The 16,601-nt window shown below is 67.9% G+C and carries 13 protein-coding genes; 9 read left to right on the top strand and 4 right to left on the bottom strand.

Annotated features, from left to right (window positions below; genetic code table 11):
- The first annotated feature begins 126 nt into the window (after positions 1 to 126).
- The 4 genes from ACFTWF_RS03565 to leuD all read left to right on the top strand — a co-directional run bounded on the left by ACFTWF_RS03565 (position 127) and on the right by leuD (position 7,737).
- Positions 127 to 3,573 (top strand): protein kinase, encoded by a 3,447-nt coding sequence (locus tag ACFTWF_RS03565; RefSeq protein WP_378459893.1) that lies wholly within the window; start codon positions 127 to 129, stop codon positions 3,571 to 3,573.
- A gap of 742 nt (positions 3,574 to 4,315) precedes the next feature.
- The gene (locus tag ACFTWF_RS03560) at positions 4,316 to 5,665 is read left to right on the top strand and encodes a 2-hydroxycarboxylate transporter family protein (protein ID WP_378459892.1); all 1,350 of its coding nucleotides are present in this window, start codon (positions 4,316 to 4,318) and stop codon (positions 5,663 to 5,665) included.
- 43 nt (positions 5,666 to 5,708) lie between these two features.
- Entirely contained in the window at positions 5,709 to 7,109 is a 1,401-nt protein-coding gene (leuC, locus tag ACFTWF_RS03555) for a 3-isopropylmalate dehydratase large subunit (protein ID WP_378459891.1), read from the top strand.
- Positions 7,110 to 7,137: 28 nt separating this feature from the next.
- Positions 7,138 to 7,737 carry a 3-isopropylmalate dehydratase small subunit gene (leuD, locus tag ACFTWF_RS03550; RefSeq protein ID WP_378459890.1) on the top strand — a complete coding sequence of 200 codons (600 nt, stop codon included), beginning with the start codon at positions 7,138 to 7,140 and terminating at the stop codon, positions 7,735 to 7,737.
- Between the two features lie 26 nt (positions 7,738 to 7,763).
- On the opposite strand, the gene ACFTWF_RS03545 is transcribed toward leuD, so the two are convergent.
- Positions 7,764 to 8,243: an Lrp/AsnC family transcriptional regulator gene (locus ACFTWF_RS03545; RefSeq protein WP_378459889.1), complete on the bottom strand. Its 480-nt coding sequence runs from the start codon at positions 8,241 to 8,243 to the stop codon at positions 7,764 to 7,766.
- Between the two features lie 139 nt (positions 8,244 to 8,382).
- Here ACFTWF_RS03545 and ACFTWF_RS03540 point away from each other — a divergent pair, with 139 nt between their 5' ends.
- A complete protein-coding gene (locus tag ACFTWF_RS03540) occupies positions 8,383 to 9,093 on the top strand; it encodes an RraA family protein (RefSeq protein ID WP_378459888.1) in 711 nt (236 codons plus the stop codon).
- Between the two features lie 21 nt (positions 9,094 to 9,114).
- Here the strand turns inward: ACFTWF_RS03540 and leuS are convergent, their stop codons facing one another.
- Entirely contained in the window at positions 9,115 to 11,979 is a 2,865-nt protein-coding gene (gene leuS / locus ACFTWF_RS03535) for a leucine--tRNA ligase (protein WP_378459887.1), read from the bottom strand.
- A 115-nt stretch (positions 11,980 to 12,094) separates the two neighbouring features.
- On the opposite strand from leuS, the gene ACFTWF_RS03530 reads away from it, so the two are divergent.
- Both ACFTWF_RS03530 and ACFTWF_RS03525 read left to right on the top strand, forming a co-directional pair.
- Complete coding sequence (locus tag ACFTWF_RS03530) at positions 12,095 to 12,496, top strand: SdpI family protein (protein WP_378459886.1); 402 nt, start codon at positions 12,095 to 12,097, stop codon at positions 12,494 to 12,496.
- 21 nt (positions 12,497 to 12,517) lie between these two features.
- Entirely contained in the window at positions 12,518 to 13,489 is a 972-nt protein-coding gene (locus tag ACFTWF_RS03525) for a DUF1648 domain-containing protein (protein ID WP_378459885.1), read from the top strand.
- A 32-nt stretch (positions 13,490 to 13,521) separates the two neighbouring features.
- On the opposite strand, the gene ACFTWF_RS03520 is transcribed toward ACFTWF_RS03525, so the two are convergent.
- Entirely contained in the window at positions 13,522 to 14,199 is a 678-nt protein-coding gene (locus tag ACFTWF_RS03520; protein WP_378459884.1) for a FadR/GntR family transcriptional regulator, read from the bottom strand.
- 72 nt (positions 14,200 to 14,271) lie between these two features.
- On the opposite strand from ACFTWF_RS03520, the gene ACFTWF_RS03515 reads away from it, so the two are divergent.
- Together ACFTWF_RS03515 and ACFTWF_RS03510 are read left to right on the top strand one after the other, a co-directional pair.
- Positions 14,272 to 15,552, top strand: coding sequence for an MFS transporter (locus ACFTWF_RS03515; protein ID WP_378460201.1), 1,281 nt, complete (start codon positions 14,272 to 14,274; stop codon positions 15,550 to 15,552).
- Between the two features lie 15 nt (positions 15,553 to 15,567).
- Positions 15,568 to 16,344 (top strand): Mut7-C RNAse domain-containing protein, encoded by a 777-nt coding sequence (locus tag ACFTWF_RS03510; protein ID WP_378459883.1) that lies wholly within the window; start codon positions 15,568 to 15,570, stop codon positions 16,342 to 16,344.
- Here the strand turns inward: ACFTWF_RS03510 and ACFTWF_RS03505 are convergent.
- A complete protein-coding gene (locus ACFTWF_RS03505; RefSeq protein WP_378459882.1) occupies positions 16,332 to 16,508 on the bottom strand; it encodes a hypothetical protein in 177 nt (58 codons plus the stop codon). The genes ACFTWF_RS03510 and ACFTWF_RS03505 overlap by 13 nt on opposite strands.
- Positions 16,509 to 16,601 lie beyond the last annotated feature (93 nt).

Raw genomic sequence — 16,601 nt, 5'->3', positions numbered from 1 at the left:
CATACTGGCAGTAGGTCGGGCCGGGACCGTCCTGCAGATCCAACCATCGTGCAGACCTCGCGAGCCGTTCCGGTGCGACCGGACATCCGTCCGTGCACGGCGATGGTCGAGGAGAGATGCGTCCCCATGTCCTCCCGCCCGACCGATCCCGAGCCGACCCAGGCCGATGCCGGCCCGGCACTCGAGGACGAATTCGCCGAGGCCGGATTCGAAGACGCCCGCGAGGTCGGCCGCGGCGGTTTCGGAATCGTCTACCGCTGCCGGCAACCGGAGCTCCGGCGGACTGTGGCAATCAAGGTGCTCTTCACCGATGACACCGACCAGGCCCAGCACGCTCGGTTCCTGCGCGAGCAGCAAGCGATGGGCGTCCTGTCGGGGCACCCCAACATCGTCGACATCCTGCACACCGGGACGACGTCCCACGGCCGCCCCTACATCGTCATGCCGTATCACCCCGGTGCCTCGCTCGACACCCGGATCCGCGAACACGGCCCACTGCCGGTCGCCGAAGTCCTCACCATCGGAATCAAGCTCGCCGGGGCCCTGCAACTCGCGCACCGCGCCGGCATCGTGCACCGCGACGTCAAGCCCGCCAACATCCTGATCACCGCGTACGGGGAGCCGCAGCTGACCGACTTCGGCATCTCCCGGGTCACCGGCGGATTCGAGACCACCGCCGGCACCGTGGCCGGATCCCCGGCCTTCACCGCCCCCGAGATCCTCACCGGGCAACCTCCCACGGTCGCCTCGGACGTGTACAGCCTCGCCGTCACACTCCATTGCCTACTCACCGGCCACTCCCCGTTCGAGCGCCGGTCCGGAGAACGCGTCGTCGCCCAGTTCCTGCGCATTACCGGTGAACCGATCCCCGACTTGCGCCCGGGCGGCGTCCCGGACCCGGTTTGCACCGCACTCGAACACGCGATGTCCCGCGAACCGGCAGACCGTCCCGCCACCGTCGCCGAATTCGCCCAGCAGTTGCGTGACGCGCAGCGGCAACTCGGGCTCCGCCCCGACGACATGGCACTGCCCGATGACCTCACCGGGTCGCGCGAACCCGTTCCGTCCTCGCTCCCGGCCGCCACCCCGACACCACCGTCGGCAGGCGCCGTGGTGCCACCGAGCGCCTCGACGAAGTACCGGCCCCCCACACCCACCCGTGCCCTCGTCTCCCGGGCACGGCTGCTCGACCTGCTACGGGCCGGGCAGCGCCGACGCCTGGTCCTCATCCATGCCCCCGCCGGTTTCGGCAAGAGCACCCTTGCCGCCCAATGGCGCGAGAACCTGACCGCTGGGGGCGTGCCTTCTGCCTGGTTGAGCATCGACTCCGATGACAACAACGCCGTCTGGTTCCTCGCCCACCTCATCGAGGCCATCCGCACCGTGCGCCCCGCTCTGGCCCACGAACTCGGGCAAGCACTCGAAGAGCACGGCGACGACGCCGAACGGTACGTCCTCACCTCGCTGGTCAACGACATCCACGACAGCGGCGAACTACTCGTGGTGATCATCGACGACTGGCACCGCGTCACGGCCCCGGCCACCCTCGCGGCCCTCGACTTCCTGCTCACCAACAGCTGTCATCACCTTCAGGTCGTGGTGACGAGCCGCAACCGATCCGGGCTGCCGCTCAGTCGACTGCGGGTCCGCGACGAACTGATCGAAATCGACTCCACCGAACTACGTTTCGACGACGAGGAGGCCAGGTCCTTCCTCGTCGACCTCGCCGGACTCACCCTGGCCGCGGACGACGTCGCCCGATTGCGGACCGTCACCGACGGATGGGTGGCGGCCCTCCAGCTGGCGTCACTGTCACTGCGCGGCCGTGACGACCCTGCCGAGCTGATCTCGCACCTGTCCGGCAGGCACCGCGCGATCGGGGACTACCTCGTCGAGAACGTCCTCGACACCCTCGAACCGGATGTCCTGGATTTCCTCCTGCGCACCTCGATCACCGAACGACTGTGCGGCCCACTCTCCGCCCGGCTGGCGGACATCCCCCGCGGCCAGGCGATGCTCGAGCACGTCGAAGCGCGTGATCTGTTCCTGCGCAGGCTCGACGACGAGGGGGAGTGGTTCCGCTATCATCATCTGTTCGCGGACTTCCTCCGCCGTCGCCTCGAACGGGATCGCCCCGACCTGGTGGCCGATCTGCATCGAGCAGCATCGCAATGGTTCGCCGAACACACCATGCTCAGTGAAGCCGTCGACCACGCTCTGGCAGCCGACGACCCCGACACTGCGGCCGACGTCGTCGAGTCCCGTGGCATGGTGTTGATCGAACATTCCCAGATGGCAACCCTCCTGGGTCTGACCGCGAAACTCGGCCCCCAGCAGGTCGACGCCCGCCCGCGTCTGCAGATCGCGGTGGCCTGGGCCCAAGTCCTGCTCCACCACCCGCCTCGGCCGATCCAGGACTCGCTTCGCAGCGCCGAAAAGACCCTCGAAGAGACTCGGACGAGCACAAGCGATTCGGCCGATCTGCTTGCCGAGGTGTCCCTTGTCCAGGGGGTCAGTGAGTTGTTCGCCGACCACGTCGTCGGCCTGGACAAGCGCATCGCGGAGTGCCTCGCGCGGCCGGACACACTGCGTCCCTTCCTCGTCTCCGCGGCCGCCAATGTCGCTGCGTTCCAATCCATCTACACCTTCGACTTCGCTGCAGCCCGCCGCTGGCAGGAGTGGGCTACGCCCTACCACGAACACACCACCGGACCCTTCAGCGTGATGTATGGGTCGTGCTTCGGCGGCATCGCGGCCATGGAGCAACTCGACATCACTGCGGCGGACGAGGCCTTCCGTAACGCCCGGCGGCTCGCCCGTCAGATGGGCGGCCGATCCTCGCACGCCCTGCGGCTGGCCGGAGCGATCCTCGCCGACCTGTTGTACGAGCAAGGCCATCTCGACGAAGCCGAGCAGCTTCTCGACGAGAGCCACGAACTCGGGGCCGAAGGCGGGGTCGTGGACTTCATGCTCGCCACCTACGGCACCGGGGCCCGGATCATGGCGCTGCGCGGCGACCGGCCTGCGGCCGAACAGCGGCTACGCGAAGGCGCCGAGATCGCCGCCCATCTGTCGCTGCCGCGACTGGCGGCCCGGATCGAGAACGAACGCGTCCGCGCCGGGCTGATCACCGAACGCCGCGCCGATGACCGCCCACCACCCATGGGGTCCGACGGCATCGCGACCATCACACGCGAACTCGACACCGACTCTACGATCCGGCTCCTGCTCGTCGACCCCGCCACCGAGCAGGCCGACACGGCCGTCGAGTTGGCCACCGAACTGCTGAACCGCACAAAGACATCGGTTCGGCCGCGCGCGGAACTGCGGGCACGGGTGCTTCTCGCCTGTGCATTGCAGGCCGCGAGCCGACCGGACGACGCCGCGACCGAACTCGCGCCCGCCGTAGTCACGTGCACCGAACGCGGACTCATCCGCCCTCTGCTGGACGGAGGTCCGCGCATCCTCGACATCGTCGACGCGCTCGAGGACCACCTACACACGCACTCCCCGCCGCCCGGCTGGTCGGAGGCCGCCGACGCCTTCCTCCTCCGCCTGCGCGACAGACGGTGACCAGTGGGCAAAGCGCTATGCGGTGACGCATCTATAACCGTATGTTCGGTCTGTTTCGGTCCTCACCGGGGCGTCGAATTCTCGTCAAGGGCTGAACGGGAAAAATCGATTCCGTCGACGAACACGGACTTTTCCGTGCCGGCTGCCGCAATTCTTGCCTTCCCACGCGGGGCCGCGAATAGCCTGAGGAAACTTGTCTTTCCGACCTACCTCTCCGAAAGAGGCTGCATTTCACAGCGAATTACCACGATCATCCCCTGTTAGCGTCGAGCTTGGATCGAGATCGGTTGGGTAGAACGGATAGCCGATATCGGACCTGTCGAGAGGGACCCCTCACCGACTCTCCGCCGAAGATCAGATCGAGAGCGGCGCCCGAGGAACGACCGGTCGCTCCGATACACATCATTGTTCACAATCGTCCTTGTTCAGCTACCGAAGATTCGGTTGTTAATGCGGGACGACGCCCGCCCGGGACGACACACCGGACCGTTTCCGGCACCTTCCGCACCGTCGCCGACCGGAACCGGAGGGCGCCTGCACCACTGCCGAGCGGCAAAAAGTCGGACCATCTGTCCACCCTGGCGCGCAGAGTGCCTCGTAGACCGGACCATTGGTATGTAAATTTCGCTGCCTATGGCCAGCCCGGCAAGGAGATAGCTAGCGTTCGTGGCCAGTGACGTGAGTCACTTTCCATACTTCCCGCGATCGGCGCAGCCCCGCCGACGCGGCGCAGGAGGCGAACGTGAAGATCAAGGATGCTGTGCAAGGCGCGGAGACACGACCCGAGGCCCGGCCACCGTCGGAGCGAGCGAGGATTCTGGCGATCCCGTGGCCGTGGTACCTCGCCCTCGTCGCAGTCGGACTCGGCGCCGTCTACACCGGTGCCCTCCCGGAGAACATCTTCGGCGGCCTGGCGATCAGCATGATCGTCGGCTGCGGCCTGTTCTGGATCGGCGATCGAACTCCGGCGCTGTCCGCGATCGGCGGCGGACCGCTGTTGTGTGTGTTCTTCCCTGCCCTGATCGTGCATTTCGGTCTGGTGCCGGACAGTTTCTCCACCGTCGTCAAGGACTGGTTCACCGGGTACGGGTTCGTCGAGATCCTCGTGGCGTCGATCATCGCCGGCAGCATCCTCGGTATGGACCGACGGTTCCTGATCAAGGCCGGTGGCCGGTTCTGCGCGGTGATCGTCGTGGCATTCGCCGTGGTCGTCACCGTCATCGGCGGTCTCGCTGCGGTCACCGGATTCGGCTTCAAGACCGCGATCCTCGACGTCACCATCCCCATCATGGCCGGCGGTATTTCCGGTGGCGCAATCCCGTTGTCGCAGATGTACGCCGACACCATCGGCGGCGACGCCCAGCAGTACATGTCGGGCATCGTGCCACCGATCATCTGCGCGAACCTGCTGTGCATCGTGCTCGCCTCGGTGTACGCCAATCTGACCCGCCGCCGCACCAAGCTGTTCGTCGGATTCAACGGGCACGGTGAGATGTTGCGCATCAAGGCGACGGCCGAGCAGGTGGCCGCCGTGACCGAGAAGCGACCGTTGACGGTGAGCGGCCTCGGCACCGGTCTGCTGATGACCGGCGCGATCTACCTCGTCGGCGCGATGTTGCAGGCAGCGGTTCCGGCCGTGCACCTGTACGCCTGGGTCATCCTGCTCACCGCGGCGATCAAGCTGTCGGGCGTGCTGCCGCGGGAGGTCGAGGAGTCGACCACCGAGTGGTACCAGTTCGTGGTGAAGCTGTGGGTACCCGCGGCGCTGGTCGGCATCGGTGTGTCATTGATCGACATCGATCAGATCACCGAACTCGTCTCTCGCCCGGCATATCTCGCATTCACCGTCGCCACGGTCCTGATCACGGCACTGACGGCCGGGTTCGTGGGCTGGCTGCTCAAACTGTACTTCGTCGAATCCTCGATCACGGCCGGCCTGTGCATGACCGATCTCGGTGGATCGGGCGACATCGCCACACTCGGCACCACCCGGCGCATGCATCTACTGCCGTTCGCGCAGATCACCTCCCGGCTCGGCGGCGGACTGGTGCTGCTGTCGGCGTCGGGGTTCCTCGCGTACTTCTACGGCTGAACCGCCGCCGTTCCCGCGTTCGACACAAGGAGAAGGAAGTTTCATGGGTAAGACACTGGCCGAAAAGGCGTGGGACGCACACGTGGTTCGCCGCGAGGAGGGCGAACCGGACCTGCTGTTCATCGACATGCATCTGCTGCACGAGGTGAACACGCCGCAGGCGTTCGCCGGGCTCCGGGCGAGCGGCCGCACGGTGCGCCGTCCCGACCTGACGCTGGGCACCGAGGACCACAACACCCCTACCGTCGCGGTGGACAAGGAGATCACCGATCCGGCGGCCCGCGAGCAGGTGTCGCTGATGCGCAAGAATTGCGCGGAGTTCGGCATCGAGTTGTTCCGCCTCGGCGAGGAGCATCAGGGGATCGTGCACGTCATCGGACCGGAACTGGGACTGTCCCATCCGGGTTCGACGATCGTGTGCTGCGATTCGCACACCGCGACGCAGGGTGCGTTCGGCGCTCTCGCCTTCGGGATCGGTACCAGCCAGGTCGAGCACGTGCTGGCGACGCAGACGCTGCCGATGGGGCGGCTGAAGAACATGGCCGTCACCGTGAACGGTTCCCTGCCCGAGGGGGTGACGGCGAAGGACCTGATCCTGGCGATCATCGCCCGGGTCGGTACCGCCGGCGGTCAGGGGCACATCATCGAGTACCGCGGTCAAGCGATCCGCGAACTGTCGATGGAGGGCCGGATGACGGTGTGCAACATGTCCGTCGAGGCCGGGTCGCGTGCCGGAATGATTGCCCCCGACGAGAAGACCTACGAGTATCTGCACGGACGCCCGGCCGCCCCGACCGGGGACGCGTGGGATGCGGAGGTGGCCTACTGGCGCACCCTGTTCACCGACGACGACGCCGTCTTCGACAAGGAAGTCGTCATCGACGCGTCCACCCTGACCCCCTTCGTGTCCTGGGGCACCACGCCTGCGCAGAGCGCGCCGCTCGGTGATCCGGTTCCGCATCCGCACGAGTTCACCGACCCGGTCGAGCGCGCCGCGGTCGAGCGCGCCCAGACCTACATGGACGTCGCCCCCGGTCGCCCGGTTCGCGGACTGCCCGTCGATGTCGTGTTCATCGGATCGTGCACCAACAGCCGCATCGAGGACCTGCGGGAGGTCGCGCGCGTTCTCGACGGGAGGACGGTCGCCCCCGGCGTCGAGTTGATGATCGTGCCCGGGTCGATGAAGGTGCGACAGCAGGCGATCGACGAAGGCCTGAGCGAGGTGTTCGAGGCCGCCGGGGCGGGACTGCGGTTCGCCGGGTGTTCGATGTGCGCGGCGTTGAACGAAGACCGCCTCACTCCCGGCCAGCGCGCCGCCTCGACGAACAACCGCAATTTCGAAGGCAGGCAGGGAAAGGGCTCCCGAACCCACATCGTCTCGCCCGCCGTCGCCGCCGCGACCGCGGTCGCCGGCCGCCTCGCCGCACCGTCCGACCTGACCTGAGCTGTCACACTCTTCGAATCGAGAACCCATGGAACCGTTCACCGTGCACACCGGTGTGGCCGCCCCGCTGCGCCGCACCGACGTCGACACCGATCAGATCATTCCCGTCCGCTTCCTCACACACAGTTCCCGTACCGGGTTCGCGGACAAGCTCTTCCACGACTGGCGGGAGGAACCCGACTTCGTCCTCAACGACCCCGCCTACGCGGACGCGACCGTCCTGGTCGCCGGCCGTGACTTCGGCACCGGATCGTCGCGCGAGTACGCGGTGTGGGCGCTGCAGAACTACGGATTCCGGGCCGTCATCGCGCCCCGGTTCGGGGACATCTTCCGCGGCAACGCCCTCACCAACGGCCTTCTCACCGTGACCCTTCCGGCCGAGACCGTCGAACGGATCTGGTCGGTGCTCGACCACGACCCGCGGCGACCCGTCACCATCGACCTGATCGAACGGCAGGTGCACGCCGGGCCGGTCACGGCGTCGTTCTACCTCGACGACAACACCCGGTGGCGGCTGCTCGAAGGTCTCGACCACATCGACCTGACCCTGACGCACGCCGAGACCATCACCGGCTACGAGCATCGGCGGCGCCCCGCGTTGCCGTCCACCACGCAACTCGTGCTCTGACGATCACGCGAGCGGCCGAGACGTCGTCAGGGCGCCTCGGCCCGCTTCTTTTCCAGCAGCGGCACGATGCGCGGGGCGATACGGCGACTGAGCACCAGTTCGGACTGCGTCCGCAGCACCCCCTCGCCGGCAATCATCTCCTGCAGCACCCGTTCGAAGTCCTCGTGATCCTTCGCCACCACCCGGCACAGCAAATCACCTTGACCGGCAACGGAATTGACCTCGAGAACCTCGGGGATGGTGGCGAGATGCGCACAGGTGGCGTCCATCATCGCCTGCGCGATGTCCAGGTGCACGAAGGCGAGGATGGAGTAGCCGAGCGCGGTCGGCTGCATCTGCGGCCGGTAACTGGTGATCACGCCGTCGCGGGAGAACTTGTCGAGCCGCGACTGCACGGTGCCCCGCGCCACGTTGAGCCGGCGGGCGTACTCCCGAACGCCTGCCTTCGGCTCCTCGACGATCAGTTTCAGCAGGTCGAGATCCAGCTTGTCCAAATCGGTCGGCATCCGTAAATCACTCCGTCCCTGAAGCATGGTCATCGAATCCTAGCGAAACCCGACCGCCCCGCACCCGAATGCCGGCAAAGAACTACCAGCGGACCAACTCACCCGCACAGATACGACCACACACGAAATGGAGATCACGATGTCCCGAACCGAGCGCGGATGCCTGCTCGCCTCCCTGGCCACCGTCACCGATGTGTCCTCGGCCGTCGCCGATGCCCTCGACCACCTCGGTTGCGGGGCTGCGATCGGCGCCGGCATCCTGCCTCCCCTGCGGCGCGGGCAGCGAATCTGCGGACCGGCCGTGACACTGCGCTACCGACGTCTGGCCGGCGCGGTGGCCGACAACCGGGTCGAGGGGCTCGGCGCCCGCCTGGGCGACCGCGACCTCTACACCTCCGCGCGACCGGGCGATGTGGCGGTCTTCGACTGCCCCGGCCCCGCAGACACCGCGGTGATGGGTGCCATCTCCGCGCACTGGGCGCAGCTCGCCGGGCTTGCCGGGTGCATTGTCGATGGGGCGGTGCGCGATTCGGTGTCGATCGCCGACAGCGGCCTGCCGGTCTGGTCGACCGGCCGAGCCCCACAGGCTGCACGGTTCCGGTTCGTCACCGAATCGATCGGCGAACCGGTGCGGCTGTCGGGACATCTGGTTCACCCCGGCGACATCGTGGTCGCCGACGACGACGGGGTCTGCATCGTCCCCGCGGACGCACTCCCCGAGGTCGTGCAGATATGCATCGAGGCCGACCGGATCGAACACGAACTGCTCAGCCTGCTGCAGCGCAGTGACTCGATCGACGACGTGATGCACGCGATGCGTCAGCGGCCGATGACTGTCTTCGACCGCTGACGCGACTCGCTAGCGCCAAACTCAGAGAACGATGTTGACCATCTTCCCGGGCACGACGATGACCTTGCGCGGGTCCTTGCCGTCGAGCAGTGCGACGATCTTGTCGTCGGCGCGCGCGATCTTCTCGATCTCCTCGCGCGGGGCGTCGGCGGCCACGGTGACGCGGCTGCGGACCTTGCCGTTGACCTGGATCGGGTACTCGACGGTGTCTTCGACGAGCCACTTCTCCTCCGCAACCGGGAAGGGGCCGTGCGCCAGCGACTTCTCGTGCCCGAGCCGCGACCACAGTTCCTCCGCGAGGTGCGGGGCCAACGGTGCCAGCATCAGCACCAGCGGTTCCACCGCCGAGCGGGGAGCACCGGCGGGGTACGCCTTGGTGAGATGGTTGGTGTACTCGATCAGCTTGGCCGCGGCGGTGTTGTCGCGAAGGGCCGTGTAGTCCTCGCCGACTCCGGCGATCGCCTTGTTCAGCGCGCGCAGGGTGTCTTCCGTCGGGGCGTCGTCGGTGACGCGCAGGTCGCCGGACTCCTCGTCGACGACCACACGCCAGGCGCGCTGCAGGAAACGCTGCGCACCGACGACGTCCTTGGTCGCCCACGGGCGGGACGTGTCCAGCGGGCCCATCGACATCTCGTACACGCGGAGGGTGTCGGCGCCGTACGCCTCACAGATCTCGTCCGGCGAGACGGAGTTCTTGAGGCTCTTGCCCATCTTCCCGTACTCGCGGTTGACCTCGGCTCCCTGGTGGAAGAACTTGCCGTCCTTCTCCTCCACCTCGTCGGCGGGCACGTACACGCCGCGCGCATCGGTGTACGCGAACGCCTGGATGTAGCCCTGGTTGTACAGGCGGCGGTACGGCTCGCTGGAGCTGACGTACCCGAGGTCGAACAGCACCTTGTGCCAGAACCGCGAGTACAGCAGGTGCAGCACCGCATGCTCGACGCCACCGACGTACAGGTCGACGCCGCCGGGATCGTTCGGCCCGTGGATCTCCGGACGGGGGCCCGTCCAGTACTGCTCGTTCTCCTTGTCGCAGAACACGTCCGGGTTGGTGGGATCGATGTAGCGCAGCTGGTACCACGAGCTGCCCGCCCACTGCGGCATCACGTTGGTGTCGCGGCGGTACGTCTGCAGTCCGTCACCGAGGTCGAGTTCGACGTTGACCCAGTCGACCGCCTTCGCCAGCGGGGGAGAGGGCTCCGACGACGCGTCGTCCGGATCGAACGACACAGGTGCGTAGTCCTCGACCTCCGGAAGCTCCACGGGCAGAGCCGAATCCGGCAGGGCGTGGGCGTTGCCGTCGGCGTCGTACACGATGGGGAACGGCTCGCCCCAGTACCGCTGCCGCGCGAACAGCCAGTCGCGCAGCTTGTACTGGATGGTGCCCTTGCCGGTTCCGTCCGCCTCGAGGCGCTCGGTGATGGTCTTCTTCGCGTCGGCGACGGACATGCCGTTCAGGAAGTCGGAGTTCACGATCGTGCCGTCGCCGGTGTACGCATCCTTCGACAGGTCGCCGCCGGAGATCACCTCGACGATGTCGAGACCGAACTCGGTGGCGAACTCGTAGTCGCGGTGATCGTGACCCGGAACGGCCATGATGGCGCCCGTGCCGTAGCCGGTGAGGACGTAGTCGGCGATGAACACCGGCAGCTTGTGACCGTTCACCGGGTTCACGGCGTACGTGCCGAGGAAGACGCCCGTCTTCTCCTTGTATTCCTGACGCTCCAGATCCGACTTGGCGGCGATCGACTTCCGGTACGCCGCAACCGCTTCGGCGGGCGTCGCGGCGCCGCCGGTCCAGCGGGAATCCACACCCTCCGGCCACTCGGCCGCGACGATCTCGTCCACCAGTTCGTGCTCCGGCGCCAGCGTCACGTACGTCGCGCCGAACAGCGTGTCGGGCCGAGTCGTGAACACCTCGATCTGATGGGCAGTGGATCCACCCTCGCTCCGCTCGACCGTTGCCTCGAACTTCACCTGCGCACCGTGCGAGCGCCCGATCCAGTTGCGCTGCATGGTCTTGACCTTCTCCGGCCAATCCAGGTAGTCCAGGTCGTCCACCAGCCGGTCCGAGTACGCGGTGATGCGCATCATCCACTGCTGCAGGTGCTTACGGAACACCGGGAAGTTGCCGCGGTCGCTGCGACCGTCGGCGGTGACCTCTTCGTTCGCCAGCACGGTACCCAGACCGGGGCACCAGTTGACCATCGAATCGGAGTGGTAGACGAGGCGGTAGGAGTCGAGGACGGCTTCCTTCTCGGACACCGGCAGCGACGCCCAGTCCCGTCCGTCCTCCACCGCACGCTCACCCGAGGCGAATTCCGCCTCGAGCTCCGAGATTCGCCGGGCCTTGCCTGCCGCCTTGTCGAACCACGCGTCGTGGATCTGCAGGAAGATCCACTGCGTCCAGTGGTAGAAGTCGGTGTCGGTGGTCGCGAACGTGCGGCGTTCGTCGTGGCCGAGCCCGAGGCGGCGCAGCTGCCGCTTCATGTTGCCGATGTTGGCCTCGGTCGTGGTCCGCGGGTGCGTGCCCGTCTGCACCGCGTACTGCTCGGCCGGCAGACCGAACGCGTCGTAGCCGAGCGTGTGCAGCACGTTGTGGCCCTGCATGCGGTGGTAGCGGGCGAACACGTCGGTGGCGATGTAGCCGAGCGGGTGACCCACGTGCAGACCCGTCCCCGACGGGTACGGGAACATGTCCTGCACGAACAGCTTGTCGGCGGGAACCGGGCCGGCCAGCGGACCGACCGGGTTGGGCGCGTTGAACGTGCCCTCGTCGCTCCACCGGTCCTGCCAGCGCTGCTCGATCTGGCCGGCGAGCTCCGCGGTGTAGCGGTGCTGCGGGGTCGCGTCGGACGGGTTGGCGGGCTGCACGTGCTCGGTCACTGTGGTCGCTATCTACTTGGCTGACATTCTGAATTAGGGGGATTCCGTCAACCAGGGTAGAGCCTCACCCCACCCGGGCTCACCTGCGCGTCCGGGTCCGCCGTATCCTGGTCCCGTGTTGATTGCCTCCGTCGTGCTGTTCGTGCTCGCCGTCGCTGTGTCCGGTGTCGCCGTTGCAGGCCTCGCCGAGCGCCTCCCGCGCAACCGGTGGGCGGGTGTCCGCACCCCCGAGACGATGCGCGACGATCAGACGTTTGCGCTGGCCAACAAGGTCGCGGGGCCCACCCTGCTCGCCGCGGCCGGGCTCCTCGTCATCGGCGGAATCGCCGGAATCCTGATCGGCGGCGTCTTCGGCGTCGGCGCCGTCCTCGTCAGCGTGGTGGCCGCCGCACTCACCGCGGCGACGGGTGGATCGCTCGGCGCCCGCGCCGCCGCGGCCGTCCCCGCCCCCGACACCGGTGGCTGCGGCAGTTCCTGCGGTGCGTGCACGCTGAAGGGCGCCTGCCAGCCGTCCTGACCGGCTGGTGACGGCCGTCCGGTGAACTCCTCGCGCGTCGTCGACCCCGCAGGCGCGGTGTTCGGTCTGCTGCTGCCGATCGTCGCCGCCCTCTCCGGTGTGGTCCTGACGAAGAGCTGGGAACCTCGCCTTCCGGCGGAGATCGCCACCCACTGGACCACCACCTCACCCGACGGCTTCGCCACCCCGATGTCCAGCGCCTGGACGTTTGCCCTGGTGACGGTCCTGTTCGGCGGCGGATGCGCTGCGATCGCCGCGCTCGCCCAGGCGATGCTGATGATGCGCCGCACGATGCTCGTCGTCGGACTGTCGGTGGTCGGCCTGATCCTCACGGTGCAGGTGGTGATGCTCTACGTCCAACTCGACGTCGCCGACGCCTCCGACACCGAACTCCCGTTGTGGTCCCTCGGCCTCGGCGTCGTCATCGGCGCCGCCGTCGGCCTGATCGGCGCCGCCCTGCTGCGCGACTTCCGCGCCCGGGTCGCCGCCACCGACCCGCCCGACCCCCGGTTGCCGCGCGCAAGCGACCCGGCCGTCGTCGCGGACAGCGTGGGGTTCGGCACCGTCGGCTCGCTGGTGCTGCTGCTCCTGCTCGGCGGCGTGCCCGCTGTCGCGGTCTGCCTACTCACCGGCGGATGGTGGCCGGCGGCGGTGTTCGTTCCGCTCGGACTGCTCGTCGTGAGCCTGCTCCGGTTCCGCGTCATCGTCGACGAGTCCGGCATCCGGGTGGTGAACATGGGCATGACCGCCCTCCGGTACGGCGTCGAGGAGATCGAGGGTGCCCGCGTCGACCTGATCAAACCGTTCGACGACTTCGGCGGCTGGGGCCTGCGGGTGAAGGGCAGGCGCAACTACGGCGTCGTCACGAAGACCGGTCCCGCCGTGATCGTCGCAACCGCGTGCGGCGACCGGCTGACCGTCACCAGCGCCCGGGCCGAGGAGATGGCCGGTGCGCTCAACACGTTCGCGGACCGGCGGCTCCGCCGCCCGTGAGTGGGTAAGGAGTGCAGGGACTCGTCAACCACTCACGAGCCGGAGGCCTTGTGCACCGCCTCCAGAACGCGGTCGAGGTAGCCGAGGGACGCCCGGACCGCGGCATCCTCGTCGCGGGCGGCGATCGCGTCGACGACGACACGATGGTCGTCCGTGGTCAGCGACGGCGGGTGGATGCCCTCGGTGTAGTCGTAGGTGGCCCGGGTGGGTTCGAGGATGCCCGCGAACAGGTCGGACAGCACCGGATTGTGCGCGGCCTCCACCACCCCGAGATGGAATGCGAGGTCGGCGTCCGCGAATCCGGACGGTTGATCCGCCGTCCGCTCCCGCTCGTCGAGTAGCGACGACAGCGACCGCAGGTCGTCGTCGGTGCGGCGGATGCACGCCAGCCGGACGGCCTCGGTCTCGAGGGCTCGCCGTACCTCGAACACGTTGAGCATCTCGGCGACCGCGACCTGCCGCCCGAGCAACCCGCCGATGTCGGTGCGCGCGCGCACGAACGTCCCCGACCCGCGCCGGATCTCGAGGATGCCGGTGGACGTGAGTGTCTTGATGGCCTCGCGCACGGTATTGCGTCCGACGCCGAGCAGCGCCATCAGTTCGGGTTCCGTCGGGATGCGCTCGCCCACGGTCCAGTCGCCCTGGGCGATCCGGCCACGCATCCAGTCCAGGGACTGCTGATACGCGGACTCGCGCCGAACCACCGTCATGTACTCATCCTCACACCTCGTCGGCTCGCCGGGCTCGGCCGCCCCGCCTACACTACGTAGGACGTCCCATGTATTTGCTCTCCGAGGAGGCGACCCCACACGTCCACGTCAACCGCTCACGCCGACACCCTCCCGACCGCCGCCGCCCGTACCACCGGCCGCCACTTCCACGGCCTGAACTATCTCCTCGTCGTCCTGCTCCTCGGGTCCAACATGCCCACGGCGCTGTACTCGCTCTACCGCCACGAATTCGGCTTCACCCCGCTGGTCCAGACACTGATCTTCGCCGTCTACGTTGCCGGCCTGCTTCCCTCGCTGCTGTTCTTCGGCCCGCTGTCGGACGCGCTGGGACGCCGCTTCGTGTTGCTGGCCGCGATCGTCTTCAGCGTGCTGGGCGCCGTACTCCTCGCGTTCGCCGACTCGACGATCTGGCTGTTCCTCGGCCGGATCTCCCAGGGGATCGCCGTCGGTGCCTGCTCGGCCGCCGGTTCCGCCGCCCTGATCGAGCACGAACCCACCCGGAACCTCCGCCGCGCCGGTCTCGCCGCCACCCTCACCACCGCCCTCGGCGCGGCGCTCGGCCCGCTTTTCGGCGGCGCCGTCGCGCAGTACCTTCCGCACGCCCTGGTCCTGCCGTACGTGCTGTTTGCGCTGGCGCTCCTGCCCGCGCTGATCATGATGCTGCTGCTCCCCGCACCCACCGGCGGTACGTCACGCCCCGCCCAGCTGTTCCAGGTGCCGCGCGTCCCGGCACCCCTCCGCCGGGTGTTCTGGCTGTCCTCCCTCGGAGTCGCACTGGCGTGGGGCGCCGTCGGCCTGTTCCAGTCGGTGGTCCCGACCTGGATCATCGACCTGCTCGACGTGAACAACCTGGTGGTCGCAGGCGGTGCCGCCGCACTGGTCATGGTGTGCTCGGTGTCGGCGCAACTCGTCGCCAACCGGCTCGGAACCGTGCTCTGCCGAACACTGGGCATCGGCGCCGTCGGCGTCGGCATGGTCGGATTGCTCGTCGTCGACTTCGCGCCGTCCCTCGCCCTTCTGTGCGCCGTGACCGTCGTCGTCGGTGTGGGACACGGACTCTCGTTCGCCGGTGCGATGCGCGCGGTGGGCGCCGCCGCCGCCGAGCACGCCCCCGACGCCCAGGGCGGGACGCTCGCCGCGTTCTTCACCGTCGGCTACGTCGGCCTCGCGGTGCCGTCCATCTGCGCGGGCATCGCCATCACCGTCCAGGGCATGCATGTGGCGGTCCTCGAACTCGCGATCATCGGCGCCGTCCTGTGCGGCGTCGTCGCAGTGCTGGGCGTCCGCACGAAGGGTGGGGACCGGGCCGAGGCGGCCGGTACGGTGGCCTGAGGACGTGAAACATCGATGCCCGAACCGCTTCGCCGCTGTGAGTTCCGCTTCTACGAGGAGCTGAACGACTTCCTGCCGCCCGTTCGGCGCAAGCAGACCTTCGAGCACGAGTTCGACGGCACACCGTCGGTGAAGGACCGCATCGAGGCGCTGGGCGTGCCGCACACCGAGGTGGATCTGATCCTCGTCGACGAGGTGTCGGTCGATTTCGGTCATCTCCTCCGCGGCGGCGAACGCGTCGCGGTGTACCCGACGTTCGAGCGACTCGATCTGACCGAGGTCACGAAACTCCGTCCGCGGCCGTTACGGGAACCGACGTTCGTGCTCGACGTGAATCTCGGCCGCCTCGCAGGGTATCTACGACTGCTCGGCTTCGACACCCGCTATCGCAACGACTTCGCCGACCTCGAGCTGGTGGACATCTCCCTCGCCGAGCATCGCATCGTCCTGACCCGGGACCGGGGTGTGCTCAAACGGTCAGCGCTGACGCACGGCGCGTTCCTCCACGAAACCGATCCGCGCCGCCAGTTGCGGGAAGTGCTGGACCGCTTCGACCTCCGGTCGCGGATCGACCCGTTCACGCGGTGCGCGCGGTGCAACGGACTGCTCGCGCCGGTGCCCCGGGACGAGGCGCTCGCCGAGGTGCCGCCGGGTGTCGCGCGGCACGGGCACGAGTTCAGCCGGTGCCGGGGATGTGCGCAGTTGTACTGGCGGGGCAGCCACCTACCGAAACTGCGTCGGCGGTTGTCGGAGGTCGGGGTGACGCTCGACGTGGATTCTCAGGACGCGTGACGCAACTGCACGCCGAACTCCGCCGAGCACGCGCAGTCACCGAGTTCGTCGCAATCGATGATCAGGGCGTGCCGGACCTCGGACAACTCGGTGCACGACTCGTCCGTGCACTCGGCTCCGAAAAGCGTGTGCACGATCAATGTTCCGGAACAGGTGTCGATCACGGGTGCTGTCCTCCTCACTTCTCGTTCCCCACTTCTGTTGATACCACCCGTCACCGACAGCCCCGGGACCTGCGCAGGGTGTGTCGGCTCGCG

This window comes from Rhodococcus sp. NPDC056960 (assembly GCF_042674125.1).
GTDB lineage: Bacteria > Actinomycetota > Actinomycetes > Mycobacteriales > Mycobacteriaceae > Rhodococcus_F.
The sequence above is the reverse complement of the archived record's forward strand: the minus strand, read 5'-3'. Positions and strand labels throughout refer to the sequence as shown.